Here is a 25573-nt window from a genome sequence, read left to right on the forward strand (position 1 = left end):
GGTGGTACTGCGCAGACCATACAGACCTAAATAACACCAAAATGGATAAACCGTTAGTTAGGCCCCGAGAGGTATGACGATGGCCCGGTCTGCGTCCGCAGACCGGGCCATCGGGGAGTACGCGAGCTAGGAAATCTTGACGGTCATCGTCAGCGTGGACTGGTCGATCTCACTCGTACGCACGGTGAACTTGAGCGTCCACTCCCCCGCGGCCGGCAGCGCGATGTCCCCGATAGCGTGGAAATCGGTGATCCGCAGCAGCGGCACCTCGATCGGCTCGATCCCCTTGGCTGGCAGCGCCGCGGTCGCCGTCCACTCCACGACCGGCAGCGGCTTGCCGTCCAGCGTGTACGCGTACAGGTGCAGGGAGTTGTTGCCGACGGTCGCCGGGAACACGTCGACCTGCAGCGACACCGAGTCGTCCGCGACGGTCTGCGAGATCGTCGTGGAGGTGCCGGCGCTCTCGGCCGCGCTGGCCGTACGCGGCGGCGGGATCTGCACCAGCGCGGCGGTCACGCCCAGCACGACCGCCGTGACGGCCAGCTCGGCGATCACGATGCGGCGCAACGGCCCGGGCCCGGACTCGGCCTGGCGGCTGCGGACCAGCTTGCGCGAGTAGGCCGCCATCCCGATCACCACGCCGGCCAGCGCGATCTTCACCAGGATGAGCCGGCCGTAGGTGCTCTCGACCAGGCCCTCGAGCGAGGCGACCTCGATCAGCGCCTGCACCGAGCCGGCGATGATCAGCGCGGCCACCGCGGTCGCGGCCCAGCGCGACCAGATCGGCAGGATCGCGCCCAGCTCGCGCTCGTCGGCCAGGCGCAGCAGGTAACCGGCGAGCATGACCAGCCCGCCCAGCCAGACCGCCATGGCGCCCAGATGGATCGCATCCACCACGACGGAGACCCCGGCGACCGGGGACGCGGTCGGGTGCCCGGTCAGCGGCCACGTCGCCAGCGCCGCCACCCCGAGCACGCCGAGCAGCGCCAGGTCGGCCTTGGACCCGCCGCCCTCGCCGTTCAGCAGCGGGCGCAGCAGGAACGCAGCCGCGACCACGACGCCGAGCCGGACCAGCATGACCGCGCCGAACGTACTGCCGAGCACGTCCCGCAGGTCCGCGCCGCTGACGTCGAACAGCCCGGATCCGGTCGTGTACGGCGCCTGTAGCCAGAGCGCCAGCACCGTGCTGCCGACGACCAGCCCGATGCCGGTCCAGACGAGCCGGGCCGGGCCGCGGCGCGAGAGCCGGTGCGGCCAGAGCAGGGCGAGCACGAGCACCGGGCCGACGAGCAGCACCAGGCCCACGTACCCGAGGTATTTGCCGACCGGGATCAGGCCGCGCACGACCGGGTCGACCGACTCGGCGCTGCCGGACTCGCTCGGCGGGGTCGATGCCGCGCCGACCGAGTAGGTCAGGCTGCCGGCGACCGGGTGGCTGTCGGCCGAGACCACCCGGTAGCTGACCAGATAGGTGCCGCGGCCGCCGCCCGAGCGCAGCGGGATGACGACCGTGCCGCCGGTCGCCTGCGGCTCGCCCTGGTCCGCGCGGCTGCCGTCCGGGGCCAGCACCTGGATCTTGCCGGAGATCAGCTGCACCGACTCGCTGAAGGTCAGGGTGACCTTGTTGGGGGCGTCCGGGACGATCGTGTCGCTCGCCGGGTCGCTGGCGACCAGGGCGGCGTGCGCGGCGGCCGGGGCCGCGGGACCGAGCAGGACGCAGAAGAGCCCGGCCAGCAGCCCGAGTACGGCGGCCGCGAGCCGCCGGGCGCCCGGCCGGAGTCGGTCGCCGGCCCCGGACAGATCAACGTTCATGGGTGCAATGCTCCCCGATGGCTCGCCGGGCCCCGCGGCGCGGTCGCGCGCGAGGCGGAAAGTGAGGGCTGGAGGGTGGTCGTCGGCAAGGTGACGATAGTTCCCAGAACCGCTGACAATTGCGCCCGGGCGTACCATCTCCGGTTGTGACGGCGGCTGAAGCACTCGACTCGCTCGCGCTGCGGGCGCGGGCCGGCGACGCCGGCGCGCAGGTCGCGTTCGTCCGCGGCACCCAGGCCGAGGTGTGGCGGTTCACCGCCGCGCTGGTCGACCCGGGCGCCGCCGACGACCTCACCCAGGAGACCTACCTGCGCGCCTTCAAGGCGCTGCCCGCCTTCGAGGGGCGCGCGGCGGTGCGCACCTGGCTGCTCGGCATCGCCCGGCGCGTCTGCGCCGACCATCTGCGGGCCGTCGTGCGCCGGCGCCGCCTCGACGCCCGGCTCGCCGCGCAGGCCTGGACCGACATCCCCCGGCAGAGTGACCCCGCGCACCGGCTCAGCGCCGCCGACCTGCTGCGCCGCCTCGGCGAGGAGCGCCGCACCGCGTTCGTGCTCACGCAGGTGCTCGGCATGTCCTACGCGGAGGCCGCCGAGGTCGAGGAGGTCCCGGTGGGGACGATCCGGTCGCGGGTGGCCCGCGCCCGCGAGGAGCTGGTGACCGCGGTCGCCGCGGCGCAGGCGAGCTGATCGGCACTCAGCCGATACACAGGCACTCGGCGGAACCGGCGAACCGCGAGCGCCGACTAAGGGGGCGTGAGCATGGAGACGAGGCAGTCCGCCCGGATGACGGCCGCATGGCCCTGGATCTCGACGGCGGCCCGGCTCGGCCTGGCCGCGGTGTGGCTCGGCGCGGGCCTGCTGAAGATCGGCGACCTGGCTGGTTCCGGGCGCGCGGTGAACGCGTACGAGATCTTTCCGTATGAGGTCGCCAAGGTCATCGGTGCGGCCCTGCCGTTCCTGGAGATCACGCTCGGCCTGCTGCTGCTGGCGGGAATCGCGGTGCGGCTCATCGCCGGCATCTCGGCCGCGCTGCTGCTGATCTTCATCGCGGGCATCTCCTGGGCCTGGTCACAGGGCTTGCAGATCGACTGCGGCTGCTTCAGCTCCGGCGGGACACTGAGCGCGGGTCAGGCACCGCAGTACCTGCTCGACGTCGTCCGCGACCTGGGCTTTCTCCTGCTCGCCGGGATCCTGCTGGCCAAGCCGCGGACCCGCTACTCGATCGACGGCGTCCTGATGGGGGAAGAGTGAGCGGCAAGAACAACCGGGACCGCAACAAGGCCAAGCGGGTCGTGCAGGAGCAGCTGGCGCGCGAGCGCCGCCGGCGGGTCACGCTCTGGACCAGCCTCGGTGTCGTCGCCGTGCTGATCATCGCGGGCCTGATCGGCTGGGGCTTCGCCGCCAGCCAGGAGGACGAGAAGACCGCGGGCCTCACGACGCCGAGCGTCGCGGTCGACGAGGGTACGGCGTTCGCGGTCGGCACCGGCCCCGTGAAGATCGACATCTACGAGGACTTCATGTGCCCGGCCTGCGGGCAGTTCGAGGCCTCGGTGCAGACCACGATCGACCAGCTCGTCGCCGACGGCAAGGTGACCGTGTGGTACCACCCGATCGCGATCCTGGACCACGCCTCGACCACCGAGTACTCGACCCGGTCCGCCGGCGCCTCGGCCGCGGCCGCGCAGGGCGGCAAGTTCGCCGAGTACCACCGGGTGCTCTTCGCCAACCAGCCGAAGGAGGGCGGGCCGGGCCTCGACAACAACAAGCTGATCGAGCTGGGCCGGTCGGTCGGCCTGACCGACGCCGCGTTCGCCGACGCGGTCAACGAGGGCACGTACTACCCCTGGGCCACCAAGGTCACCGGCACGGCGGCCTCGCGGGACGTGAACAGCACGCCGACCGTGCGGGTCGGCGGCAAGGACCTGACCGACCGTACGCCGCAGGGGCTGACCGCGGCGGTGGAGGCGGCCGGCGCGTGAGGCGTTCCGCCCTGTTCGGCGCCGTGCTGGCCGGCGCGTTGCTGCTGCCGGCCGGCCCGGCGTTCGCACACGGCGGGGACGCGCCCGACGCGACCTCGTACCGAACCCGGGTCAGCGGGATCAGTCCCGCCGAGCCCGGGTTGACGGTCCGGGCCGTCGAGGCGGGCGCGCGGCTCGAGCTGGTCAACCGGACCGGCCGAACCGTCGAGGTGCTCGGCTACGACGGCGAGCCCTACCTCGAGGTACGGCCGGACGGCGCGTTCGAGAACGTCAACTCGCCGGCCACGTACCGGAATCAGACCCTCGACGGTGAGACCCCGGTGCCGCCGGGCGCCTCGCCGGCCGCGGCCCCGCAGTGGCGCCGCGTCTCCACCGACCCGGTCGTGCGCTGGCACGACCAGCGCACGATGTGGCTCGGCGAGGACCCGCCGCAGGCGCGCGCCGACGACTCGCGCAGCCACAAGCTGCGCGACTGGGTGGTGCCGCTGCGCGCGGGTGCCCGCCCGCTCGAGGTGCACGGGACCTTGACCTGGGAGCCGCCCCCGCCCGCCTGGCTGTGGTGGGCGGGCGCGCTCGCGCTCGGCGCGGGGTGTGCGGCCCTCGGCCTGCGCCGCCAGCGCTGGATCGGCCCGGCCGCGGCCGCCGGGGGCATGATCACCCTCGGGTACGCGGCCGCGCGCACCAGCGTCGGCGTGGAAGGGCAGGCGCCGGTCTACGTCGCCGCGGCGCTCACCGTGGCCGCAGGCGTGCTGACCTGGCTCGGGCGGGCGCCGTTCCTGCTCGCCCTCGCCGGCGTCGTGCTGGCGGTCTTCGGCGGCCTCGCCGACGCGGGCGTCTTCGGCCAGGCGGTGGTCCTGTTCCCGGGCCCGTCCTGGCTCGCCCGGGCGGCGGTGCTGGTGGCCATCGGCACCGGGGTGGGAATGGCGGCGACGGGGGTGCTGCGGCTGCGGGCGGCACCGATATCTTCGGACGCATGACTGAGCGCCTCGCGCCGGGTGACCCGGCCCCCGAGTTCACCCTGCCCACCGACACCGGCGACACCCTCACGCTGAAGGACCTCCGCGGCCGCAAGGTCATCCTGTACGTCTACCCGGCCGCGATGACGCCGGGCTGCACGAAGCAGGCGTGCGACTTCCGCGACTCCCTCGGCTCCCTGCAGGCGGCCGGCTTCGAGGTCGTCGGCATCTCGCCGGACACCCCGGCCAAGCTGGCCAAGTTCCGCGAGCGCGACTCGATCACCTTCCCGCTGGTCAGCGACCAGGACAAGAGCGTGCTGACCGCCTACGGCGCTTTCGGCGAGAAGCAGCTGTACGGCAAGACGGTCACCGGGGTGATCCGCTCGACGTTCGTCATCGACGAGGACGGCGCGATCGAGCGGGCCCTGTACAACGTCAAGGCGACCGGCCACGTCGCCAAGCTGCGCCGCGACCTCGGCGTCGACTGACTAGTACGGCAAAATTCGCGGATTCCAAGGAGCGGTGCCGATTAAGAGCGGCAACCACCCCCTACGGAGACCGCCGATGCCGAAGTTCAAGCTCCCGCGCCGCCCGGGCAAAGCTACCCACGCCGCTGAGCCCGGCGCGCGTGGCGGCCTGCTGCGCAACCTGCGCGTATCGCAGAAGCTGTTCGTCTCCTTCGGCGTGCTCAGCCTGCTGGTGGTGACCATCGGCGGCGCCGGCGGCATCGCCCTGAGCAGCGCGAACGGCCGCCTCGAGTCCATGTACGGCGACAACCTGCAGTCCGTCGCCCGGATCGGCCAGGTCCGCGCCGACGTTCAGCAGGCGAACCTGCTGTCGACCAAGCTGATCCTGCGCTCGGCGCTCTCGGACGTCAGCAGCGTGCAGACGGCGATCCGGCGGCTGGACGCCGCCATCGACGCCAACTGGGCGGCGTACGCGAAGAACCCGGCGGCCGGCACCAAGACCGACATGACCACGTTCGCGGACGGGCTGGCCGAGTACCGCATGATCCGCGACGAGCGGCTCGTGCCGGCGGCCAAGGCCAACAGCCTGGGCACCTACCTCGGCGTGCAGAACAACTACATCGACCCGCTCACCAGCAAGATCACGGTGGCGCTGAACAACCTCGCCGCCATCGAGGACAAGGCCGCGCAGCGGCAGATGGCCGAGGCCCGCAGCAACGCCACGTCGGCGCAGCTGCTCACCACGGCACTGATGGGCGTCGCGCTGGCCTTCGCCGTGGTCATCGCGCTGGTGGTCAGCCGGGCCATCGCCCGGCCGCTCGGGGACACCGTCAAGATCCTGGAGGCGCTCGCCGAGGGCCGGCTGGACCAGCGCCTGAAGGTCCGGGGCCGCGACGAGGTGGGCCGGATGGCCGAGGCGCTGAACACCGCGCTCGACCGGCTCACCACGACCATGCGCGACATCTCCGTCAACGTCACCACGCTCGCCTCCTCCTCCGAGGAGCTGACCGCGGTCGCCGGCCAGATGAACTCGTCCGCCGCCCGCTCGGCCGACCGGGCGCAGGCGGTGTCCGCCGCCTCCGGGCAGATCAGCAGCAACATCGCCACGGTGTCCGCCGGCGCCGAGGAGATCGGCAGTTCGATCACCGAGATCGCGCTCAGCACCTCCAGCGCGGCCGACGTGGCCGGTCAGGCCGTGCGCATCTCCGGCGACGCGGGCGCGATCCTGCAGAAGCTGGGCGAGTCCTCCGCCGAGATCGTCTCCGTCATCAAGATCATCACGGGCATCGCCGAGCAGACGAACCTGCTCGCCCTCAACGCGACCATCGAGGCCGCCCGCGCCGGCGACGCGGGCAAGGGCTTCGCGGTCGTCGCCGGGGAGGTCAAGGAGCTGGCCCAGGAGACGGCCCGGGCGACCGAGGACATCCGGACCCGGGTCGGCGCGATCCAGGCCGACTCGTCGGCCGCGGTCGCGGCTATCGCCGAGATCGGCTCGGTCATCGACAAGATCAACGCCACCCAGTCGGCGATCGCGGCCGCCGTCGAGGAGCAGACGGCGACCACCAACGAGATGAGCCGCAACGTCGGCGAGGTCGCGGTCGGCTCCCAGCAGATCTCGTCGAACGTGGCCGAGGTGGCCGAGGCCGCGGCGGAGACGACCAACGCGGCGTCGAACACGGCCCAGGCCGCCGACGAACTGGCCCGCGTGGCACACGAGCTACAGCAGAGCCTGGCGATGTTCCGCTACTGATCCCTCCGGGGACCGCCGACCCACGGCGGCCGTCATGCGGCTCGATCCGCAAGGCGGCCGCCGTGCCGTGTCAGCGGCCCGCGGCGAGCTTCGCCTTCATCGCCTCGGCGAGGGCCACCGCGCCGTTCAGCGGCCGGACCATCACGGTGAACTCGTCGATCAGCCCGTCCTCGCCGCGGTGCAGGAAGTCGCAGCCCTCGACCTTCCGCTCACCGACGTTCGCCCGGAACACGAGCGCGTGATCGGCCGCGTCCGGCGCGCCGATCTCCCGGGTGTAGGTGAAGTCCTCGAAGACCTCGATCACCGCGCGCAGGACGACGGCCACGGCCGCCCGCCCCTCGTACGGGGTGAACGCGATCGGGCTGTGAAAGACGACGTTGTCGGCGAGGAGCGCGACGGCGGCGTCGATGTCCCGTGCTTCTACAGCGGCGCGAAACGGGTGCACGATCACTCCAATAGTCAACAAATTGATTAGGTGCGAACGACACTAACTTCCGAACCGAGGGCTGTCCAGGACGGCGGGGAAGGTCAAATACGTGGCCACCGTCTACACTCATCCCCAAGAATTGCCGGTAGGCAATTTAGGCGGAAGTGGCGTAATTGGCAGCCGCGCTAGGTTTAGGTCCTAGTACTCGAGAGAGTGTGCGGGTTCGAGTCCCGCCTTCCGCACCCCCTGTGTCGTCGCGCACCATCCTCCGCGCCTTCGCCGCTGTGCACTGCGACACGCACGAGGATGGCGGGTATGACGTTGTCGTTCGTGCTTGATCCGCCGTTGACCGATGCGCTGCGCGAGCGGATCGTCGAGCTCTGGACCGAGGTCACCAACGCCGGCGGCGCCGTCGGCTTCGTCGCGCCGGTCACCGCCGACGACGTGCGGCCGGTCGCCGAGGCGGCGTTCGCCGGGGTCGAGGCCGGTCTCGACCGGCTGCTGGTCGGGCTGGACGGCGACCGGCTGGTGGCGCTGCTGTTCGTCGCCGACAACCGGTTCGGGCTCAAGGCGCACTGGCGCGTCCTCAAGCGGGTCATGGTCGCGCCGGGCAGCCAGGGCCGGGGGTACGGCGTCGCGCTCATGCGGGAGGCCGCCGCCGTCGGTCGCAAGATGGGCCTGGCCGGGCTGCAGGTCACCCTCCGGGACGGCCACGGCCTGGACGCGTTCTACCGCGGCCTCGGGTACGCCGAGGTCGGCCGGATGCCCGGCGCCCTGCGGGTGGCGCCGGGCGACGACCGCGACGAGGTCCTGATGTGGCTCGACCTGCGCTGAGGATCAACCACAGGAGGCCATGGGCTCAGCCGCGGCGAGGGCGACCTCGTCCTGGGCCGGTGCCGCCGCCTGCGTCGTCGATTCCAGCAGCGGGGCGGCCGAGGAGGCCGAGGTGCTGGGCGACGGCGAGGCCTTCGAGGGTGACGGCGACGGCTTCTTCTTCGCCGGGGCGGCGGGTGCCGCCTCGGTGGACGAGCCGGTCGCGAACCGTACGGAGGTCGTCTGGCGCTTCTGCGGCTGCAGCTTGATGTTCTTCGCCGTGATGGTCTTGCCGTAGATGTCGGTCATGCGGACCTGGAACGGGCCGGAGCCCGTCTGCCCGTCGATGATCCAGACGTTGTAGTCCTGCAGCGCCGCCTTCTTCCACCCGCCGCCCGGACCCTTGGCCTGCACCGACCTGATCGGGTTGGAGTGGTTGTCGATCGTCACGGCCCAGTAGTACTGCGAGGTGCCCTCGACGAAGGTGATGCTCAGCGGGCCGGGCGCCGGCGCGTTCGGCACCGCCCGGTAGGTGATCGGGATGATGCCGTCGATCTCCTTGCCGATCCGGTTGAACGCCGTGCGGCTCAGGTCGAGGTGGCCGGCCGCGCAGGGCGGGCAGGAGTCGAAGACCTTGACGCGGACCTTGCCCTTGGGGCCGGTCACGTCGAGGTAGGCGCCGCAGGCCATCGCGCCCGAGTACTCGGTGCGGCCGAGCGCGACGTACAGGTCGTCGGCGGGCGGCTTGGTCGAGCAGTTGCCCTGGGTGCCGGCCAGGTCGTAGAACGTCGCCTTGCCCTTGTGCTTGGCGCTGCTCGGCGGGGCCGCGCACGCGGAGCCGCCGTTCTGCAGCAGTATGGCGACGCCGAGGACGCCGGCGAGCAGCACGGCGCCCCCGGTGGCGAGCCAGCGGGGTGCGAGAAGGCGATGACCGGTCACGCTGACGCATCCTTCGCGGCCGCGCCGCCCGCGGGCAACCCTCCTAAGACAGAGCTAAGGAAGTCTCCCCCGCCCGGATTACCCCGGTGCGCCCCGGCGCCAGGTCCGGGATGAGGTTGATGCCGAAGCGCAGCCCGTCGGCGAACCGGCGGTGGCGGCCGAGCACGCGCAGGGGCTGCCGCCCCACCTCGCCGGTCTCCTGATCGATGGTCGTCACCATGCAGCGCCGGCACGCCTCGGCCGCGCGGAACGTCACGTCGCCGATCCGCAGGCGGGAGCCGAGCCAGTCGTCCTCGGCCCAGGGCGGCGCGCCGGCGACGACGACGTTGGGCCGGAAGCGGGTCATCGGCACGGGCTCGTCGCCGGTTTCGAGCAGCCAGTCGTTGACCGCGTCGAGGGAGGCGGCGTTGGTGAGCAGCAGCGGGTAGCCGTCCGCGAGGCTGACCCGGTCGCTGGGCAGCGCGTGCGCCGCGATGGGCCGGGCGGTGGTGTCGGCGAGCCAGGCCAGCCGGGCGGGCCGGCCGAGGAAGGCGGAGACGAACTCCGTGGCGGGCTCCGCGATACGCGCGGCAAGTGGGGGTTTAGAGCTAAAGACCCGGATTGTCTCTTTCGGACCATCCATCGGCTCGTCGACGTGGAAGCCGTTCAGCTCGAGCCCGCCGGCGCGCGGCACCGGCCGCAGTCGGGTCAGCTCCGGCGCGGCCCGCTGCGTGATGCCGACCCCGTCCGGGTCGATGAGCATCCACCGGCGGTCGCCGGCGAGGCCACAGGGCTCCACCAGCGCCTCGTCGTGGTCCAGGCGGTGACCACCCTTGACCGGGTACGTGTGCAGCGAGCTGATCCGCATCCGACCAGCGTAGGCGGGTGGCCGCGCACCCGTGGTCCGCCGCCGGGCCGGCCGGCGGGGTCACGATCGCCGGGGCGGCGGGGCCGCCGATTTCGCGCAATGCGGTCCACCCCCTAGGCAGTGAAAGTTTTCATGCATAGTCTGCAGTTGTGAATGACGGAGCTGTCAGGACGGCCGAACGGGTGCTGGATCTCTTCCAGGGCGCCCGGCTGACACCGACGCAGCGGCGGATCGCGCACAGCCTCGTCCAGCACGCCTCCTCCGCGGCCTATCTCTCCGCGGCCGAGGTCGCGGAGCTGGCCGGGGTGAGCCAGCCGTCGGTGACCCGGTTCGCCATGGCCCTCGGCTACCCGGGCTACCCCGCCCTGCGGCGCGAGCTGCGCGCCCTGGTCGGCGTCGGCGCCGCGCCGGCCGACAACGGCGACAACGCGACGCAGCGGGCGCTGCGCGCCGAGACGCGGCACCTCGAGCAGATGGCCGACGAGCTGAGCAGCCTCGACGCGGTGCGCAGGGCGGCCGGGCTGCTGTCGGCCAGCCGACCGCTGCCGGTGCTGGGCATGCGCGCGGCCGGCCCGCTCGCGGCGTACTTCGGGTATTTCGCCGCCAAGGTGCTGCCGGACGTCCGGGTCCTCGACGGCGGGGGCACGATGCTGCTGGACCGCCTGGATCAGGCCCGCGCGGCCGGCGCGACTGCGATGCTGGCGATCGTGCTGCCGCGTTATCCGCGGGAGACACTTGAATTGATCCGAGAGGCCCGCGGCGCCGGCCTGGCCGTCGTGGCGCTCACCGACTCGGCGGTCAGCCCGGCCGCCGAGCACGCCGACGTCGTCCTGCCCGCGCCGGTCGGAACACAGCTCGTGTTCGACCTGCACACCGGCCCGATGGCGATGGCGATGGTGCTGCTGCAGGCGATGTGCGACGCCGCGCCCGAGCAGACACAGGCCCGCCTGGAGGAGTTCGAGGCGACCGCCTCCCGCCGGCACATCTTCGAAGCGTGAAGGAGCATTCGATGTCGATCCGAGCGACCCGCGGCACCGCCCGTACCGCCAAGGGGTGGCCGCAGGAGGCCGCCAAGCGGATGCTGATGAACAACCTCGACCCCGACGTGGCCGAGCGCCCCGAGGACCTGGTGGTCTACGGCGGCACCGGGCGCGCGGCCCGGGACTGGCCCTCGTTCCACGCGATCGTGCGGGAGCTGGACGTGCTCGCCGACGACGAGACGCTGCTCGTGCAGTCGGGCCGCCCGGTCGGCGTGTTCCGCACCCACGAGTGGGCGCCGCGGGTGCTGCTGGCGAACTCGAACCTGGTCGGCGACTGGGCCACCTGGCCGGAGTTCCGCCGCCTGGAGAAGCTCGGCCTGACCATGTACGGCCAGATGACCGCCGGCTCCTGGATCTACATCGGCACCCAGGGCATCCTGCAGGGCACCTACGAGACGTTCGCGGCCGTCGCCGCCAAGCGCTACGGCGGCGACCTGGCCGGGACGCTGACGCTCACCGCCGGCTGCGGGGGCATGGGCGGCGCGCAGCCGCTCGCGGTGACGATGAACGGCGGCGCCTGCCTGATCGTGGACGTCGACGAGTCCCGGCTGCGCCGCCGGGTCAAGGACCGCTACCTCGACACGGTCGCCGCGGACCTGGACGACGCCGTCGCGCAGGCCGAGGCGGCCAAACGTGACCGCGTGGCGCGGAGCATCGGCGTGGTGGGCAACGCCGCCGAGGTCTTCCCCGAGCTGCTGCGCCGGGGCGTGGCGATCGACATCGTCACCGACCAGACCAGCGCGCACGACCCGCTCAGCTACGTGCCGATCGGCGTCGACGTGGCCGACTACGCCGAGTACGCCGCGGCCAAGCCGGAGGAGTTCACCGAGCGGGCCCGAGCGAGCATGGCGGCGCACGTCGAGGCCATGGTCGGCTTCCTGGACGGCGGCGCCGAGGTGTTCGACTACGGCAACTCGATCCGCGGCGAGGCCCAGCTCGGCGGCTACGAGCGGGCGTTCGCCTTCCCAGGCTTCGTGCCGGCGTACATCCGGCCGCTGTTCGCCGAGGGCAAGGGCCCGTTCCGCTGGGCGGCACTCTCCGGCGACCCGGCCGACATCGCCGCCACCGACCGCGCGGTGCTCGACCTGTTCCCCGAGAACGAGCCGCTGGCCCGGTGGATCCGGATGGCCGGCGAGCGGGTCGCGTTCCAGGGGCTGCCGGCGCGGATCTGCTGGCTCGGCTACGGCGAGCGGGACAAGGCCGGCGTGCGCTTCAACGACATGGTCGCCCGCGGCGAGGTCTCCGCGCCGCTGGTCATCGGCCGCGACCACCTCGACTCCGGCTCGGTCGCCTCGCCGTACCGCGAGACCGAGGCGATGCTGGACGGCTCGGACGCGATCGCGGACTGGCCGCTGCTCAACGCCATGATCAACACTGCCAGCGGGGCCAGCTGGGTCTCGATCCACCACGGCGGCGGAGTCGGCATCGGCCGCTCGATCCACGCCGGCCAGGTCTGCGTCGCCGACGGCACCGCGCTGGCCGGCCAGAAGATCGAGCGGGTGCTCACCAACGACCCCGGCATGGGCGTGATCCGGCACGTCGACGCCGGCTACGAGTCCGCGGCCGCCGCGGAGGTACACATCCCGATGAGGGACTCATGAGCGCGGCCTTCGCGCGGCTCTGGGCCGAGATCGCTCCGATCGGCCGCGAGACCAACGGCGGCTATCTCCGGTACGCCCTGAGCGAGCCGGAGCTGATGCTGCGCGACTGGTTCCGCGACCAGGCGGACCGGCGGGCCATGACCGTGACCGAGGACGGCAACGGCAACCTGTTCGCCTGGTGGGGCACGCCGTGGGCGCCCGGAACCGTGCTGACCGGCTCGCACTTCGACTCGGTGCCGCACGGCGGCGGCTACGACGGGCCGCTCGGCATCGTCAGCGCGTTCCTCGCCGTCGACCTGCTCCGGGAGCGGGGGATGGCACCCGCGCGGCCGATCGGCGTCGCCGCCTTCGTCGAGGAGGAGGGCGGCCGCTTCGGCGTGCCCTGCCTCGGCTCGCGGCTGATGACCGGCGCGATCGACCCGGACCGGGCGGCTGCGCTGCGCGACCGCGACGGCGTGACGTTCGGTGAGGCCCTCGGCGCCCGGCCGGCGGGTGCGCAGCCCCTGCTGGCCTCCCGGGTGGCCGCGGTGGTCGAGCTGCACATCGAGCAGGGCCGGGCCCTGGAGGTGCCGGTCGGCGTCGCGAGCGCGATCTGGCCGCACGGCCGCTGGCGGATGGACTTCACCGGCGACGGCGACCACGCGGGCACCACCCGGATGATCGACCGGCACGACCCGATGCTGACGTTCGCGCACACGGTGCTGGCCGCCGACCGGGAGGCGCGGCTCGCCGGTGCGCACGCCACGATCGGCCGGGTCTCGGTCGAGCCGAACGCCACCAACGCGATCCCGTCGCTGGTCCGCGGCTGGCTGGACGCCCGCGCGGCCGACACCCCGACCATGGAACGCCTGGTCGAGGCCGTGGTGAAGCAGGCGGTGGAGCGGGCCGGCCAGGACGGCACGCAGGTCAGCGTCGAGCCGGAGTCGGTCTCCCCGGAGGTCGCGTTCGACACCTCGCTGGCCGCGCGGCTGTCCGCCCTGCTCGGCGGCGCGCCGATCCTGCCGACCGGCGCGGGTCACGACGCGGGCGTGCTGTCGGCGCACGTGCCGACCGCGATGCTCTTCGTCCGCAACCCGACCGGGGTCTCGCACGCACCCGCCGAGCACGCGTCCGACGAGGACTGCGGCGCCGGCGTCGAGGCGCTGGCGGCCGTACTCGCGGAGCTGACATGACCTACTTCGCCGAGCACGCCTGGGTCGACGGCGCCGTCGCGCGCAACGTACGGATCGAGGTGAGCGACGGCCGGTTCACCGCGGTGACCCCGGACTCGCCGGCCGACGGCACCCGGCTGCCCGGCCTGGTGCTGCCCGGGCTGGCGAACGCGCACTCGCACGCGTTCCACCGGGCGCTGCGCGGCCGCACACACGGCGACCGCGGCAGCTTCTGGACCTGGCGCGAGCTGATGTACTCGGTGGCGGGGCGCCTCGACCCGGACAGCTACCTCGCCCTGGCCCGGGCCGTGTACGGCGAGATGGCAATGGCCGGCATCACCTGCGTCGGCGAGTTCCACTACCTGCACCACGGGCCGGACGGCACCCCGTACGACGATCCGAACGCGATGGGGCACGCGCTCATCGAGGCTGCCCGCGAGGCCGGCATCCGGATCACGTTGCTGGACACGCTCTACCTGACGTCCAGCGTGGACGGCAAGCCGCTGGAGGGCGTGCAGCGCCGCTTCGGCGACCGGGGCCTGGACGGCTGGGAGGACCGCGTCGCCGCGCTGCGGCCGGCGCCGCACGCGCTGATCGGCGCGGCGGTGCACTCGGTGCGGGCCGTGCCCGCGCGCTTCCTCACCGGGCTCGCCGGACGCGCACCGCTGCACGTGCACCTGTCGGAGCAGCGCGCCGAGAACGACCAGTGCCGGGCCGTGCACGGCTGCACACCGACCGAACTGCTGCTGCGGCACGGCATCCTCGGCCCGGGCACCACCGCCGTGCACGCGACCCACCTCACCGACTCCGACGTCAAGGCGCTCGGCGGCAGCGGCACGAACGTCTGCCTGTGCCCGAGCACCGAGCGCGACCTGGCCGACGGCATCGGCCGCGGCCGGGACCTCGCCGACGCCGGGGTGACGCTGAGCCTCGGCAGCGACAGCCAGGCCGTCATCGACCTCTTCGAGGAGGCCCGCGGCGTCGAGCTCGACGAGCGGCTCGCCACCGAGCGGCGCGGGCACTTCTCCCCGGCCGAGCTGCTCGCGGCGGCGACCGCGCACGGCTCGCTGGGCTGGACCGACGCCGGGCGCATCGCCGTCGGCGACCGGGCCGACCTGGTCGCGGTCTCGCTGGAGAGCGTCCGCACGGCCGGCGTCGATCCGGCCGGCGCGGTGTTCGCGGCGACCGCCGCCGACGTCACCCACGTGGTCGCCGACGGCCGCCTCATCGTGGACGACCGGCGGCACACCGGCTTCGACGTGGCCGCCGCCCTCCGGAAGGCCCTGACATGAGTCTCCTGGTCACCAACATCGGTGAGCTGGTCACCAACGATCCCGAGACCGGGGTGCTGCGCGACGCGGCCGTCGTCCTCGACGGCGAGCGGATCGCCTGGGTCGGGCCCCGCAGCGGCGCACCCGACGCCGACGAGCGCCTCGACGCCGGCGGCGGCGCGGTCATACCCGGCTTCGTGGACAGCCACGCGCACCTCGTGTTCGCCGGCGACCGCGCGGGCGAGTTCGAGGCCCGGATGAACGGCGAGCCGTACACCGGCGGCGGCATCCGCACGACCGTCGCCGCCACCCGCGCGGCCGGCGACGACGAGCTCCTGGCCGGGGCGCGGCGGCTCGTGCTGGAGGCGCGCCGGCAGGGCACCACCACGGTCGAGATCAAGAGCGGCTACGGCCTGAGCGTCGAGGACGAGGCCCGCAGCCTGCGGATCGCCCGGCGGCTCACCGACGAGACCACGTTCCTCGGCGCGCACGTCGTCCCGGCCGAGTACGCCGACGACCCCGACGGCTACGTCGCGCTGGTCACCGGGCCGATGCTCGAGGCCGTCACGCCGTACGCGAAATGGATCGACGTCTTCTGCGACCGGGGCGCCTTCGACGGCGACCAGGCCCGGGAGGTGCTGACCGCGGGCGCGCGGGCCGGGCTGACCCCACGGGTGCACGCCAACCAGCTCGTCGCCGGGCCGGGCGTGCGGCTCGCCGTCGAGCTCGGCGCCGCCAGCGCCGACCACTGCACCCACCTGAGCGACGCGGACGTCGCCGCCCTGGCCGGCTCGCAGACCGTCGCGACGCTGCTGCCCGGCGCCGAGTTCTCCACCCGCTCGCCGTACCCGGACGCCCGCCGCCTGCTCGACGCCGGCGTGACCGTCGCCCTGGCGACGGACTGCAATCCGGGCTCGTCGTACACGTCCTCGATGCCGTTCTGCCTGGCGCTCGCCGTCCGCGAGATGCGGATGACGCCGGCGGAGGCCCTGTGGTCGGCGACCGCGGGCGGCGCCCGGGCGCTGCGCCGCGACGACGTCGGCGTCGTGCGCGCCGGCGCGCGCGGCGACCTCGTCGTCCTCGACGCCCCCTCCTACCTGCACCTGGCCTACCGGCCGGGCGTTCCCCTGATCAAGACAGTTCTGCACGACGGAGTGCCCCAATGACAGTATTCGTGGAACCCACCGGCATCACGCCCGCCGACGTCGTCGCGGTCGCCCGCCACGACGCGCGGGTCGAGCTCACCGACGCCGCGCGCGAGGCGATGGCCCGCAGCCGCGACATCGTCGACTCGATCGAGGCCTCCGGCCGCCCGGTCTACGGGGTGTCGACCGGCTTCGGCGCCCTGGCGAACACCTCCATCGCACCGGAGCGCCGGGCCGAGCTGCAGCACGCGCTCATCCGCTCGCACGCGGCGGGCATCGGCGCGCCGATGCCGCGCGAGGTGGTCCGCGCGATGATGCTGCTGCGGGTGCGCTCGCTCGCCATGGGCCTGTCCGGCGTCCGGCCGGTGCTCGCGCAAGGGCTGGTCGACCTGCTCAACAACGACATCACGCCGTGGGTGCCCGAGCACGGCTCGCTGGGCGCCTCCGGCGACCTCGCGCCGCTCGCGCACTGCGCGCTGGCGCTGCTCGGCGAGGGCTGGGTGCTGGGCAAGGACGGCGCCCGGATGTCGGCCGCCGACGCGCTGCACGGCGCCGGGCTGGAGCCGCTCGAGCTGGCCGCCAAGGAGGGCCTGGCGCTGATCAACGGCACCGACGGCATGCTCGGCATGCTGCTGCTCGCGGTCGACGACGCGTCCCACCTGTTCGCGATGGCCGACGTGACCGCGGCCCTGGCGATCGAGGCGATGCTCGGCTCCGACCGGCCCTTCATGCCCGAGCTGCACGCCATCCGGCCGCACCCCGGGCAGGCCGACTCGGCGGCGAACATCCACCGGCTGCTGCAGGACTCGGCCATCATGGACTCGCACCGCGACGACCTGGCGCACGCCGTGCAGGACGCGTACTCGATGCGCTGCGCGCCGCAGGTGGCCGGCGCGGCCCGGGACACCTGCGAGTTCGCCCGGACCACCGCCGAGCGGGAGCTGCGCTCGGTGGTGGACAACCCGGTGGTGCTCGGCGACGGCCGGGTCGAGTCCACCGGGAACTTCCACGGCGCCCCGCTGGGCTTCGCCGCGGACTTCCTCGGCATCGCCGCGGCCGAGGTCGGCGCGATCGCCGAGCGCCGCGTCGACCGGCTGCTGGACGTGACCCGCAACCGGTCACTGCCGCCGTTCCTCGCGCCGGACGCGGGCGTCAACTCGGGCCTGATGATCGCCCAGTACACCGCCGCGGGGATCGTCGCGGAGAACCGGCGGCTGGCGAGCCCGGCCTCGGTGGACTCGCTGCCGACCAGCGGCATGCAGGAGGACCACGTCTCGATGGGCTGGGCCTCGGCGAAGAAGCTGCGGACCATCCTCGACAACCTGACCAGCGTGCTCGCGGTCGAGCTGATCGCCGCGGTGCGCGGCATCCAGCTGCGGGCGCCGCTGACGCCGTCGCCCGCGGGCCGGGAGGCCGTCGCCGCGGTGGCCGCGTTCGCCGGCGAGCCCGGCCCGGACGTGTTCCTCGCGCCGGTGATGGAGCAGGCCCGCGGGGTCGTCTCCGGCCAGGCGCTGCGGGGCGCGATCGAGACCGCGGTCGGCCCGCTGCGGTGACTACCGGGGAAGCTCCTTGGCGATGACCTTGGAGAGGGCACGGAACGCCTGGCCGCGGTGGCTGATCGCGTCCTTCTCGGCCGGGCTCAGCTCCGCGTTGGTCTTGCGCTGCCCGTCGCCGAGGAAGACCGGGTCGTAGCCGAAGCCGCCGGTGCCGCGCCGCGCCCGCAGGATCTGGCCGCGCTGCCGCCCCTCGACCAGGTGCTCGCGGCCGTTGGGCAGCACGAGCGCCGCCGCGCAGACGAACGCGCAACCGCGGTGCTCGTCCGCGACGTCGCCGATCTGGGCCAGCACCAGGTCCAGGTTGGCGTTGTCGTCGCCGCCGCCGGACCAGCGGGCGCTGAAGACGCCGGGCATCCCGTTGAGCGCGTCGACCGCCAGGCCGGAGTCGTCGGCGACGGTCGGCAGGCCGGTGCGCGACGCGCCCTCGCGGGCCTTGATCAGCGCGTTCTCGCCGAACGTCAGCCCGGTCTCCGGCACCTCCGGGTAGCCCGGGAAGTCGCCGAGCCCGACCAGCTCGACGCCGCCGGAGCCCAGCGCCTGGTCGAGGATCCGCTGCAGCTCGAGCAGCTTCTTCGGGTTCGCCGTGGCCAGCAGCAGGCGGGCGGTCACGAGGCGAGGGCCTTCTGCTGCGCGGCGGCCAGCTCGGCGCAGCCGAGGACGCCGAGGTCGAGCAGCGCGTCGAGCTGGTCGCGGCGGAAGACGTTCGCCTCGCCGGTGCCCTGCACCTCGACGAAGTCGCCGTCGCCGGTGCAGACCACGTTCATGTCCACTTCGGCGGCGACGTCCTCGAGGTACATCAGGTCGAGGCGGGGCTCGCCGTCGACGATGCCGACGCTGACGGCCTGGATGGAGCGGTGCATGACCGCGGCCGGCTTGCCCGCCAGCGACTTGCGCTCGGCGAGCCAGGTCACCGCGTCGTGCAGCGCGACGTAGGCACCCGTGATCGCCGCGGTCCGGGTGCCGCCGTCGGCCTGCAGCACGTCGCAGTCCAGCACGATCGAGTTCTCGCCGAGCGCCTTCAGGTCGATGCAGGCCCGCAGGCTGCGGCCGATCAGCCGGGAGATCTCCTGGGTGCGGCCGCCGACCTTGCCCTTGACGCTCTCCCGGTCGCCGCGGGTGTTCGTCGCGCGCGGGAGCATCGCGTACTCCGCGGTGACCCAGCCGAGGCCGGAGCCCTTGCGCCAGCGCGGCACGCCCTCGGTCACGCTGGCCGTGCAGAGGACCCGGGTGTCGCCGAATTCGACGAGCACCGATCCCTCCGGATGGATGCTCCACCGGCGGGTCAGGGTCACGGGTCGTAGTTGGCCGGGCTCTCGGCCGTCAGGTCGCGCCATGCCAAGAGCCTAGGGGGATCGGCGTTACCGGGCGTCGCCGGGTGCCGCCGCCGCGACCGCCGGCACGGCCGGGCGCAGCGCCCGCCCGGACGCCACGGGCACCTGCTGGGCCACGATCGCGCCGCGGGCCGACGGCGAGGCGTCGTGCGCGCGCAGGAAGCCCTCGACGGCCTGCGGCCAGCCGAACAGCTCGGCGCGGGCCCGGGCGGCGGCGCGCCGCTCGTCCTCCGGACGGTCCATCAGCTTGCGTACGCCCTCGGCGAAGGCCTCCGGGGTGCCCGGCACCGCCATGCCCGCCTCGCCGACGACCTCGGGCAGGGCGCTGGCCGCGTTGACCACGACCGGCGTGCCGCAGGCCAGGGCCTCGAGCGCGGCGAGCCCGAACGTCTCGACCGGGCCCGGCGCGACGGCGACGTCGGCGCTGGCCAGCAGTGCGGCCACGTCGTCGCGGTCGGCGATGTGCCCGGCGAAGCGCACGGGCAGCCGGGCGGCCCGGTAGGCCAGCGCGGCGCGGCGGGCGCCGTCGCCGGCCATGACCAGCACGGCCGGTGCCTTGGCGGCGCGCAGCGCGGCGACCGTGTCGACGGCCAGCTCGGGGCGCTTGTCCGCGGAGAACCGGCTGCAGTAGACGACGAGCAGCTCGTCGGGGCGGGCGTAGCGCGAACGGACCGCGGCGTCGGCGCGGCTGGGGTGGAACTGGCGCAGGTCGACGCCGAGCGGCACCTCCACCAGGTTCGGCACGCCCAGGCGGCGGAACTCGGCCGCGGCGAACGCGGTCGTGCAGACGATCTGGTCGAAGGCCTCGGCGGCGCGCCGGTTGAGCCGGTCGGCGAGCGCGTCGCGGGCCGGCATGCCCCAGACCCCGAGCAGGCCGGCCAGGCTCTCGTGGGACACCATCATCGAGCCGACACCGCGATCGCGGGCCCAGCGGCCGGTCCAGCGCAGCGGCGCCCGGTCGGAGACCTCGAGGCGGTCGGGCTCCAGGTGGTCGAGCAGCCGGGTCAGCTCGCGGCGCGAGGCCAGCACCCGGTAGCCGCCGGTACGGGGCAGGCGGTGTCCCGGCAGCGTGATGACGCGGCCCTGCGGGGTCATCTTGTCGGAGCGCTCGCGCCCGGGAACGATCAGGATGGGCTCGTGACCGGCACTCTGGTAGCCCGCGCCGAGGTTACGCAGCGCGGTGCGCAACCCGCCCGACCGAGGTGAGACGAAGTTCGCCAGTCGGACGATGCGCAACCCGCTCATGCAAGCCCACTCCAGAGTCACTTGTCGGTGGTCCGTCGTGCCGTCCCCTCGGCAGGCTCAGAGATCGTAGCGGGCGCCCGGCCGAACGACCTCCACCGGACCCGCGTAAGCCGCCGAGGCGGCCTCCACAGTAGATGCCTCGCTGACCCAGGCGGGTACGAGATGGGTCAGCAGGAGCTTGCGGACGTCGGCCTTGGTGGCGGCCTCGCCCGCCTCGCCGCCGGTCAGGTGCAGGTCAGGCGGGTTGTTGACGCCATCGAGGTAGCTGGCCTCGCAGAGGAAGAGGTCCGCGCCCTGCGCCAGGCGCAGCAGCGAATCACACGGAGCGGTATCGGACGAATACGCCAGGACACCGCCGTTGTGCTCGACCCGGACGCCGTACGTCTCGATCGGATGGTTGACCCGGTCGACGGTGACCGTCAACGGGCCGATGGGGAAGGTGCCGGGCTGCAGGGCGTAGAACGTGTACACGTCGTCGACCGGCTCGTTGTCCGTGCTGTACGCCGCCGAGATGCGCTCCGCCGCGCCCATCGGCGCGTACACCGGCAGCGGGGGCAGCGGGCCGCCCGGCGCGTAGCGGCGCACGACCACGTAGGTGCAGGCGTCCAGCATGTGGTCGCAGTGCAGGTGGGTCAGCAGGATGGCGTCGACGGCCCCGATGCCCGCGTAGCGCTGAAGCGCCGAAAGCGATCCGGAGCCGAAGTCGATCAGCAGCCGGAAGCCATCGGCCTCGACGAGGTAGGCGGAACAAGCCGCCTCGGGGCCGGGAAAACTGCCGGCACAGCCGAGAACGGTCAGTCGCATATGGGTACCTCTGGTTCACGCTCGGTCGTCCGCTCGGCCAAGTTTCCTGCTCCTTGAAAGACGCTTGCCCCCAAGAATCGGCCCTCGGTCGAGACGGCAGACCAGTCAATCACGCTGCGCAGCCTACGCCGGGACCAGCACGTCACATAAACGTCTGATCGATTTGTCGCCAAATCGACAACGTAAGTCACACGCGCCGTGAGCTGGGTCATTTTCTTGTCCGTTACGCCAAGTGAGTCAATTTCGTTGCACAGGGTGAAGTAACAACACCGGTCAAATCGGAGGCAGTGTGGCGACGACGGGCGTGGAAGAACCGCGACGGACCCGGGTTCCGGTTCAGGACTCCCCCGCGCCGGACGTGGTCCCGTTCGGATGGGAGTCGTATCCGCCCGGCGCGGCGGGCGCGCCCGAGCAGGACGAGGCCTACTTCCGCTTCCCGGCCGCCGACGATCCCGCGCCGGGCGCCCGGCGGCTGCTGGCCATGTCGGTGTACGCGTCGTTCCTCGGCCTCGGCGGGGTCGGCGTCGGCGTGCGCGGGATGGTGTCGCAGATCGGCGGCGGCGTGCCCGAGTGGTACGTGCCCGTGCTCGCCATCCTCGGCATGGTCAGCGTCGCGTTCTCGGTGGGCGCGTTCCTCTCCATCCACCGGCGGGTGCTGCCCTGGCTGCTGCTGCTGGGCGCGGCCGTCCCGCTGGCCGCCGACCTGATGCTGGCCGCGGCCTACTGAGTAGGCGGCGCGACCGGGGTCGCGCCGCCGAAACTCACGCCCAGAGCTGACCCTCGAGGGCCTCCTCGGCCTCGCCGAGGGTGCCGCCGTACGCGCCGGTCGAGAGGTACTTCCAGCCGCCGTCGCAGACCACGAACGCCACGTCCGCGCGCTTGCCGGCCTTGACCGCCTCGTGGGCGACCGCCAGCGCCGCGTGCAGGATCGCGCCGCTGGAGAAGCCGGCGAAGATGCCCTCGACCTCGACCAGCTGCCGGGTCCGCAGCACCGCGTCGCGGGTGCCGACCGAGAAGCGCCGGGTCAGCACCGTCTCGTCGTACAGCTCGGGCACGTAGCCCTCGTCGATGTTGCGCAGGCCGTAGACCAGCTCGCCGTAGCGCGGCTCGGCCGCGACGACCTGGATGCCGTCGACCTTCTCCCGCAGGAACCGGCCGACGCCCATCAGCGTGCCCGTGGTGCCGAGGCCCGCCACGAAGTGGGTGATCGTCGGCAGGTCGTGCAGCAGCTCCGGCCCGGTGGTCTCGTAGTGCGCGCGGGCGTTGCCCGGGTTGCCGTACTGGAAGAGCATGACCCAGTCGGGGTGCTCGGCCGCGATCTGCTTCGCCACCGCGACCGCCTGGTTCGACCCGCCCGCGGCCGGCGAGAAGATGATCTCCGCGCCGTACATGCGGAGCAGCTGCACGCGCTCCGAGGAGACGTTCTCCGGCATCACGCAGACCAGCCGGTAGCCGCGCAGCTTCGCGACCATGGCCAGGGCGATGCCGGTGTTGCCGCTGGTCGGCTCCAGGATCGTGTCGCCCGGGCGGAGCCGCCCGGACTCCTCCGCCTCGCGCACCATGAACAGCGCGGGACGGTCCTTGATGCTGCCGGTCGGGTTGCGGTCCTCCAGCTTGGCCCAGAGCCGCACCGGCGGTGCCCCCTCGGGCACCGTCGGCGAGAGGCGGGGCAGGCCGACCAGCGGCGTGCCCCCACAGGCGTCCAGCAGGCTCTCGTAGCGAGCCATCGGTTACTGGCCTTCGGTCGGCTTCGCGCTGCCGAGCAGGGCCGCCGCGGCGGCGAAACCCAGGGCGCCGCCGGCAACGGCCGGCAGGATCGTCACGGCGTCGCCGTCTGCCAGCTTCGCCTCGAGCGCGCCCAGGAAACGGACGTCCTCGTCGTTGACGTAGATGTTGACGAACCGGTGCAGGCCACCCTCGGGCGTGAGCAGCCGGCCCTTGAGGCCGGAGTGCTTGGCGTCGAGGTCGTCGATCAGGCCGGACAGGGTCTGACCGGAACCCTCGACGACCTTCGAGCCGCCGGTGTAGCTGCGCAGGATGGTCGGGACGCGAACTTCGATAGCCATGGCTGAGATGCTCCTAGGAAAAGAGAAGTCGAAAGAGTTCGGGGGCAGGTCGGAAGCGTCGCGTCAGCGACACTCGTAGTAGACCGATGCGGGGCTCTGCCCGAACATGTACGACTGGACGGCGTAGCCGTCCGCACTCCCACTCACGCGTCCACCGTCGCATCCACGATGTTGACCTCTTCTTCGGTCACCACACCGTCCACGATACGGAACGACCGGATCTCCTCGGAGTCCGGCTCGCGGGTCGATACCAGCACGTAATGGGCACCCGGTTCGCCGGCGAACGAGATGTCGGTGCGGGATGGGTACGCCTCCGTCGCGGTGTGCGAGTGGTAGATGACCACCGGCTCCTCGTCGTTGTCGTCCATCTCGCGCCAGACCCGCAGCTGCTCCATCGAGTCGAACTCGTAGAACGTCATCGAGCGGGCCGCGTTGTCCATCGCGATGTGCCGGGTGGGCAGGTCACTGCCGATCGCTCCGGCGACCACGCCGCAGGCCTCGTCGGGGTGGTCCCGGCGGGCGTGGGCGACGATCGCGGCAACGATCGCGCTGTCGATGGTCAGCACACCGTTCACATTACCGTGGCCCGGCGCCGGGCCGGGGGTGGCCGTGCTCACGCGCGTACCGATCGACGACCGGGGTATGCCTTGGTGATGAAGCAGCGAAGAATCGGAAACGTCCAGGTGGGCGCCGTCGGGCTCGGCGCGATGCCGATGTCGATCGAGGGACGCCCCGAGATCGGCCGCTCGGTCCGGACCATCCACGCCGCGCTCGACGCCGGCGTCACCCTGATCGACACGGCCGACGCCTACCACATCCACGCCGACGAGGTCGGGCACAACGAGACGCTGATCGCGCAGGCGCTGGCGAGCTGGGGCGGCGACGCCTCCGGCGTGCTGGTCGCCACCAAGGGCGGGCACCTGCGCCCCGGCGACGGCTCGTGGACCGTCGACGGCTCCCCCGCACACCTGCGCGAGGCCGTCGAGGGCTCGCTGAAGCGGCTCGGCGTCGACGCCATCGGCCTGTACCAGTTCCACCGCCCGGATCCCCGGGTCCCGTACGAGGAGTCGGTGGGCGCCGTCCGCGAGCTGCTCGACGAGGGCAAGATCCGGCTGGCCGGCATCTCGAACGCCGACGTCGACCAGATCCGGCAGGCGCGGCAGATCCTCGGCGGCCGACTCGCCGCGGTGCAGAACCAGTTCTCGCCCGCGTTCCGCTCGTCGGAGCCCGAGCTGCGGCTCTGCGACGAGCTGGGTATCGCCTTCCTGCCGTACTCGCCGCTCGGCGGCATCGCCCGGGCCGGCGAGCTCGGTGCGCGCTTCGGCGCGTTCGCCGAGGTGGCCACCGCGCACGAGGTGAGCCCGCAGCGGGTGGCGCTCGCCTGGATGCTGGCCAAGGGCCCACGGGTCGTCCCGATCCCGGGCGCCAGCCGGCCCGAGTCGATCATCGACTCCGCCCAGGCGCCGGAGCTGACCCTGACCGTCGCCGAGCAGGCCCGGCTCGACGCGGCCTAGTCTTCGTCGATCTCCGGCAGCGCGTTCAGCAGGGATTCCTGCAGGTAGCCCAGGTACGCGTACACGGAGAGCTGGAAGACCCGGCTCGACGCGGGGTCGTGGATGACGGCCTCGTCCAGCTCGTCGTTCAGGTCGGTGTCGCCCTTGATGTCGAGCCGGGTACCCATGGCCAGCCGCGCGTCGTTGATCGCGCGCAGCCAGGCCTCGGCCTCCTCGCCGTCCAGGCGCACCTCGCCCGGGCCGTCGTCGGGCAGCGCGGCGAGGATGGCGCCGGCCTGGTCGATCTTGCCGGTCTTGAGGTCACCCTCGGTGTAGAGGCGGAACTCGGCGGAGTCCTCGGGCCGGTCGGGATAGATGTCCGGGAAGAGCCGGCCGACCACCGGATCGGTGTGGTCGAAGCCGTCCATCAGCAGTCCCACGATCTCGCCGGCGACCTTGCGCAGCACGCGCACCTCGTCGACGGCGAACATGGCAACGCACTGGCTGCCGTTGCGTCGGAACATCTGTCAGTCCACCTGCCAACTCACGCCCGGTCAACCGTTGCCCACAGACCGTAGCCGTGGAGTTGCGAGGCGTCCATCTCCATGCGCTCGCGCGCGCCGGCGGAGACGACCGCCTTGCCCTTGTTATGCACGTCCATCATGAGCTGCTCGGCTTTGTCGTGGCTGTAGCCGAACAACTTCTGGAAGACCCAGGTCACGTACGACATCAGGTTGACCGGATCGTCCCAGACGATCGTTACCCACGGCCGGTCATCGGCGGGTACCTCCTCGATCTGCGGCGTCTCTGCGGGAGCGACCTGAGGCAACGCCATCCCCCCATCGTGCCACGCCGATTCGGCCGGGGGTCGAACCGCCGAC

At 72.7% G+C, this 25573-nt stretch carries 27 protein-coding genes, 1 tRNA gene and 1 pseudogene; 16 read left to right on the forward strand and 13 right to left on the reverse strand.

Translation table 11 applies throughout. The annotated features are described in order from the left end of the window. Positions 1–126: 126 nt before the first annotated feature. Positions 127–1812: a copper resistance protein CopC gene (locus ACIBSW_RS31965; RefSeq protein WP_354730402.1), complete on the reverse strand. Its 1686-nt coding sequence runs from the start codon at positions 1810–1812 to the stop codon at positions 127–129. Between the two features lie 146 nt (positions 1813–1958). Between ACIBSW_RS31965 and ACIBSW_RS31970 the strand changes: the two genes are divergently transcribed. From ACIBSW_RS31970 to ACIBSW_RS31995, 6 genes are all read left to right on the forward strand, one after another. After that, the gene (locus ACIBSW_RS31970) at positions 1959–2498 is read left to right on the forward strand and encodes a sigma-70 family RNA polymerase sigma factor (RefSeq protein WP_354730404.1); all 540 of its coding nucleotides are present in this window, start codon (positions 1959–1961) and stop codon (positions 2496–2498) included. A gap of 72 nt (positions 2499–2570) precedes the next feature. Continuing rightward, positions 2571–3062 (forward strand): MauE/DoxX family redox-associated membrane protein, encoded by a 492-nt coding sequence (locus tag ACIBSW_RS31975; RefSeq protein ID WP_354730406.1) that lies wholly within the window; start codon positions 2571–2573, stop codon positions 3060–3062. Next, on the forward strand, positions 3059–3790 hold the full coding sequence (locus ACIBSW_RS31980; protein ID WP_354730408.1) for a thioredoxin domain-containing protein: 732 nt from the start codon (positions 3059–3061) through the stop codon (positions 3788–3790). The genes ACIBSW_RS31975 and ACIBSW_RS31980 overlap by 4 nt, the downstream gene beginning before the upstream one ends. Beyond that, entirely contained in the window at positions 3787–4767 is a 981-nt protein-coding gene (locus ACIBSW_RS31985) for a hypothetical protein (protein ID WP_354730410.1), read from the forward strand. The genes ACIBSW_RS31980 and ACIBSW_RS31985 overlap by 4 nt, the downstream gene beginning before the upstream one ends. After that, positions 4764–5234, forward strand: a complete 471-nt coding sequence (gene bcp / locus ACIBSW_RS31990) for a thioredoxin-dependent thiol peroxidase (RefSeq protein WP_354730412.1) — start codon at positions 4764–4766, stop codon at positions 5232–5234. The genes ACIBSW_RS31985 and bcp overlap by 4 nt, the downstream gene beginning before the upstream one ends. Before the next feature lie 76 nt (positions 5235–5310). Beyond that, a complete protein-coding gene (locus tag ACIBSW_RS31995) occupies positions 5311–6963 on the forward strand; it encodes a methyl-accepting chemotaxis protein (RefSeq protein ID WP_354730414.1) in 1653 nt (550 codons plus the stop codon). 70 nt (positions 6964–7033) lie between these two features. On the opposite strand, the gene ACIBSW_RS32000 is transcribed toward ACIBSW_RS31995, so the two are convergent. Then, positions 7034–7408, reverse strand: a complete 375-nt coding sequence (locus ACIBSW_RS32000) for a nuclear transport factor 2 family protein (RefSeq protein WP_354730416.1) — start codon at positions 7406–7408, stop codon at positions 7034–7036. 140 nt (positions 7409–7548) lie between these two features. Between ACIBSW_RS32000 and ACIBSW_RS32005 the strand changes: the two genes are divergently transcribed. Both ACIBSW_RS32005 and ACIBSW_RS32010 read left to right on the forward strand, forming a co-directional pair. Next, a tRNA-Leu gene (locus tag ACIBSW_RS32005) sits at positions 7549–7632 on the forward strand. 73 nt (positions 7633–7705) lie between these two features. Continuing rightward, positions 7706–8224, forward strand: coding sequence for a GNAT family N-acetyltransferase (locus ACIBSW_RS32010; protein WP_354730418.1), 519 nt, complete (start codon positions 7706–7708; stop codon positions 8222–8224). A gap of 3 nt (positions 8225–8227) precedes the next feature. Here the strand turns inward: ACIBSW_RS32010 and ACIBSW_RS32015 are convergent, their stop codons facing one another. Both ACIBSW_RS32015 and ACIBSW_RS32020 read right to left on the reverse strand, forming a co-directional pair. Further along, entirely contained in the window at positions 8228–9142 is a 915-nt protein-coding gene (locus ACIBSW_RS32015) for an expansin EXLX1 family cellulose-binding protein (protein WP_404799523.1), read from the reverse strand. A gap of 43 nt (positions 9143–9185) precedes the next feature. Continuing rightward, the gene (locus tag ACIBSW_RS32020) at positions 9186–9989 is read right to left on the reverse strand and encodes an MOSC domain-containing protein (protein WP_354729849.1); all 804 of its coding nucleotides are present in this window, start codon (positions 9987–9989) and stop codon (positions 9186–9188) included. Positions 9990–10138: 149 nt separating this feature from the next. Between ACIBSW_RS32020 and ACIBSW_RS32025 the strand changes: the two genes are divergently transcribed. From ACIBSW_RS32025 to hutH, 6 genes are read left to right on the forward strand one after another with little or no spacing between them, the layout of a single operon-like run. Then, complete coding sequence (locus tag ACIBSW_RS32025; RefSeq protein ID WP_354729851.1) at positions 10139–10987, forward strand: MurR/RpiR family transcriptional regulator; 849 nt, start codon at positions 10139–10141, stop codon at positions 10985–10987. A gap of 11 nt (positions 10988–10998) precedes the next feature. Next, positions 10999–12630, forward strand: a complete 1632-nt coding sequence (gene hutU / locus ACIBSW_RS32030; protein WP_354729853.1) for a urocanate hydratase — start codon at positions 10999–11001, stop codon at positions 12628–12630. Further along, positions 12627–13802 (forward strand): allantoate amidohydrolase, encoded by a 1176-nt coding sequence (locus ACIBSW_RS32035; RefSeq protein WP_354729855.1) that lies wholly within the window; start codon positions 12627–12629, stop codon positions 13800–13802. The genes hutU and ACIBSW_RS32035 overlap by 4 nt, the downstream gene beginning before the upstream one ends. After that, complete coding sequence (locus tag ACIBSW_RS32040; protein WP_354729857.1) at positions 13799–15073, forward strand: formimidoylglutamate deiminase; 1275 nt, start codon at positions 13799–13801, stop codon at positions 15071–15073. Before ACIBSW_RS32035 ends, ACIBSW_RS32040 begins: the two co-directional genes overlap by 4 nt. Further along, positions 15070–16218, forward strand: a complete 1149-nt coding sequence (hutI, locus tag ACIBSW_RS32045; protein ID WP_354729859.1) for an imidazolonepropionase — start codon at positions 15070–15072, stop codon at positions 16216–16218. Before ACIBSW_RS32040 ends, hutI begins: the two co-directional genes overlap by 4 nt. Next, a complete protein-coding gene (gene hutH / locus ACIBSW_RS32050; RefSeq protein ID WP_354729861.1) occupies positions 16215–17750 on the forward strand; it encodes a histidine ammonia-lyase in 1536 nt (511 codons plus the stop codon). The genes hutI and hutH overlap by 4 nt, the downstream gene beginning before the upstream one ends. On the opposite strand, the gene rdgB is transcribed toward hutH, so the two are convergent. From rdgB to ACIBSW_RS32070, 4 genes are all read right to left on the reverse strand, one after another. Next, entirely contained in the window at positions 17751–18362 is a 612-nt protein-coding gene (gene rdgB / locus ACIBSW_RS32055) for an RdgB/HAM1 family non-canonical purine NTP pyrophosphatase (protein ID WP_354729863.1), read from the reverse strand. Further along, entirely contained in the window at positions 18359–19087 is a 729-nt protein-coding gene (rph, locus tag ACIBSW_RS32060) for a ribonuclease PH (protein ID WP_354729865.1), read from the reverse strand. The genes rdgB and rph overlap by 4 nt, the downstream gene beginning before the upstream one ends. 24 nt (positions 19088–19111) lie before the next feature. Beyond that, on the reverse strand, positions 19112–20320 hold the full coding sequence (locus ACIBSW_RS32065; RefSeq protein ID WP_354729871.1) for a glycosyltransferase: 1209 nt from the start codon (positions 20318–20320) through the stop codon (positions 19112–19114). A gap of 66 nt (positions 20321–20386) precedes the next feature. Continuing rightward, a complete protein-coding gene (locus tag ACIBSW_RS32070) occupies positions 20387–21133 on the reverse strand; it encodes an MBL fold metallo-hydrolase (RefSeq protein WP_354729867.1) in 747 nt (248 codons plus the stop codon). 304 nt (positions 21134–21437) lie between these two features. On the opposite strand from ACIBSW_RS32070, the gene ACIBSW_RS32075 reads away from it, so the two are divergent. Next, the gene (locus ACIBSW_RS32075; RefSeq protein WP_354729869.1) at positions 21438–21860 is read left to right on the forward strand and encodes a hypothetical protein; all 423 of its coding nucleotides are present in this window, start codon (positions 21438–21440) and stop codon (positions 21858–21860) included. 34 nt (positions 21861–21894) lie between these two features. Here the strand turns inward: ACIBSW_RS32075 and ACIBSW_RS32080 are convergent, their stop codons facing one another. From ACIBSW_RS32080 to ACIBSW_RS32090, 3 genes and pseudogenes are all read right to left on the reverse strand, one after another. Continuing rightward, positions 21895–22860, reverse strand: a complete 966-nt coding sequence (locus ACIBSW_RS32080) for a cysteine synthase (protein ID WP_354720154.1) — start codon at positions 22858–22860, stop codon at positions 21895–21897. Between the two features lie 3 nt (positions 22861–22863). Next, complete coding sequence (locus tag ACIBSW_RS32085; RefSeq protein ID WP_354720153.1) at positions 22864–23199, reverse strand: MoaD/ThiS family protein; 336 nt, start codon at positions 23197–23199, stop codon at positions 22864–22866. A 63-nt stretch (positions 23200–23262) separates the two neighbouring features. Continuing rightward, a pseudogene (locus tag ACIBSW_RS32090) lies at positions 23263–23765 on the reverse strand (Mov34/MPN/PAD-1 family protein). An 87-nt stretch (positions 23766–23852) separates the two neighbouring features. Between ACIBSW_RS32090 and ACIBSW_RS32095 the strand changes: the two are divergent. Then, complete coding sequence (locus ACIBSW_RS32095) at positions 23853–24713, forward strand: aldo/keto reductase (protein ID WP_354720151.1); 861 nt, start codon at positions 23853–23855, stop codon at positions 24711–24713. Here the strand turns inward: ACIBSW_RS32095 and ACIBSW_RS32100 are convergent. Both ACIBSW_RS32100 and clpS read right to left on the reverse strand, forming a co-directional pair. Continuing rightward, positions 24710–25216, reverse strand: a complete 507-nt coding sequence (locus tag ACIBSW_RS32100; protein WP_354720149.1) for a DUF2017 domain-containing protein — start codon at positions 25214–25216, stop codon at positions 24710–24712. The two genes, ACIBSW_RS32095 and ACIBSW_RS32100, sit on opposite strands and share 4 nt — an antisense overlap. Before the next feature lie 20 nt (positions 25217–25236). Further along, positions 25237–25527, reverse strand: a complete 291-nt coding sequence (gene clpS / locus ACIBSW_RS32105) for an ATP-dependent Clp protease adapter ClpS (protein WP_184997366.1) — start codon at positions 25525–25527, stop codon at positions 25237–25239. Positions 25528–25573: the final 46 nt, after the last annotated feature.

It is taken from the genome of Actinoplanes sp. NPDC049668 (assembly GCF_044465445.1).
In the GTDB taxonomy this organism is placed as follows: domain Bacteria; phylum Actinomycetota; class Actinomycetes; order Mycobacteriales; family Micromonosporaceae; genus Actinoplanes.

What these genes read in the sequence shown, in the direction of transcription:
- hutI (WP_354729859.1), top strand. Translation starts at nt 15,070, where the DNA reads ATGAGTCTCCTGGTCACCAACATCGGTGAGCTGGTCACCAACGATCCC.
- ACIBSW_RS32085 (WP_354720153.1), bottom strand. Translation starts at nt 23,199, where the DNA reads ATGGCTATCGAAGTTCGCGTCCCGACCATCCTGCGCAGCTACACCGGC.
- ACIBSW_RS32020 (WP_354729849.1), bottom strand. Translation starts at nt 9,989, where the DNA reads ATGCGGATCAGCTCGCTGCACACGTACCCGGTCAAGGGTGGTCACCGC.
- rph (WP_354729865.1), bottom strand. Translation starts at nt 19,087, where the DNA reads ATGGCGCGACCTGACGGCCGAGAGCCCGGCCAACTACGACCCGTGACC.
- ACIBSW_RS32095 (WP_354720151.1), top strand. Translation starts at nt 23,853, where the DNA reads ATGAAGCAGCGAAGAATCGGAAACGTCCAGGTGGGCGCCGTCGGGCTC.
- bcp (WP_354730412.1), top strand. Translation starts at nt 4,764, where the DNA reads ATGACTGAGCGCCTCGCGCCGGGTGACCCGGCCCCCGAGTTCACCCTG.
- ACIBSW_RS31965 (WP_354730402.1), bottom strand. Translation starts at nt 1,812, where the DNA reads ATGAACGTTGATCTGTCCGGGGCCGGCGACCGACTCCGGCCGGGCGCC.
- hutH (WP_354729861.1), top strand. Translation starts at nt 16,215, where the DNA reads ATGACAGTATTCGTGGAACCCACCGGCATCACGCCCGCCGACGTCGTC.
- clpS (WP_184997366.1), bottom strand. Translation starts at nt 25,527, where the DNA reads ATGGCGTTGCCTCAGGTCGCTCCCGCAGAGACGCCGCAGATCGAGGAG.
- ACIBSW_RS32100 (WP_354720149.1), bottom strand. Translation starts at nt 25,216, where the DNA reads ATGTTCCGACGCAACGGCAGCCAGTGCGTTGCCATGTTCGCCGTCGAC.
- hutU (WP_354729853.1), top strand. Translation starts at nt 10,999, where the DNA reads ATGTCGATCCGAGCGACCCGCGGCACCGCCCGTACCGCCAAGGGGTGG.
- ACIBSW_RS31975 (WP_354730406.1), top strand. Translation starts at nt 2,571, where the DNA reads ATGGAGACGAGGCAGTCCGCCCGGATGACGGCCGCATGGCCCTGGATC.
- ACIBSW_RS32070 (WP_354729867.1), bottom strand. Translation starts at nt 21,133, where the DNA reads ATGCGACTGACCGTTCTCGGCTGTGCCGGCAGTTTTCCCGGCCCCGAG.
- ACIBSW_RS32040 (WP_354729857.1), top strand. Translation starts at nt 13,799, where the DNA reads ATGACCTACTTCGCCGAGCACGCCTGGGTCGACGGCGCCGTCGCGCGC.
- ACIBSW_RS32035 (WP_354729855.1), top strand. Translation starts at nt 12,627, where the DNA reads ATGAGCGCGGCCTTCGCGCGGCTCTGGGCCGAGATCGCTCCGATCGGC.
- ACIBSW_RS32010 (WP_354730418.1), top strand. Translation starts at nt 7,706, where the DNA reads ATGACGTTGTCGTTCGTGCTTGATCCGCCGTTGACCGATGCGCTGCGC.
- ACIBSW_RS32080 (WP_354720154.1), bottom strand. Translation starts at nt 22,860, where the DNA reads ATGGCTCGCTACGAGAGCCTGCTGGACGCCTGTGGGGGCACGCCGCTG.
- ACIBSW_RS31995 (WP_354730414.1), top strand. Translation starts at nt 5,311, where the DNA reads ATGCCGAAGTTCAAGCTCCCGCGCCGCCCGGGCAAAGCTACCCACGCC.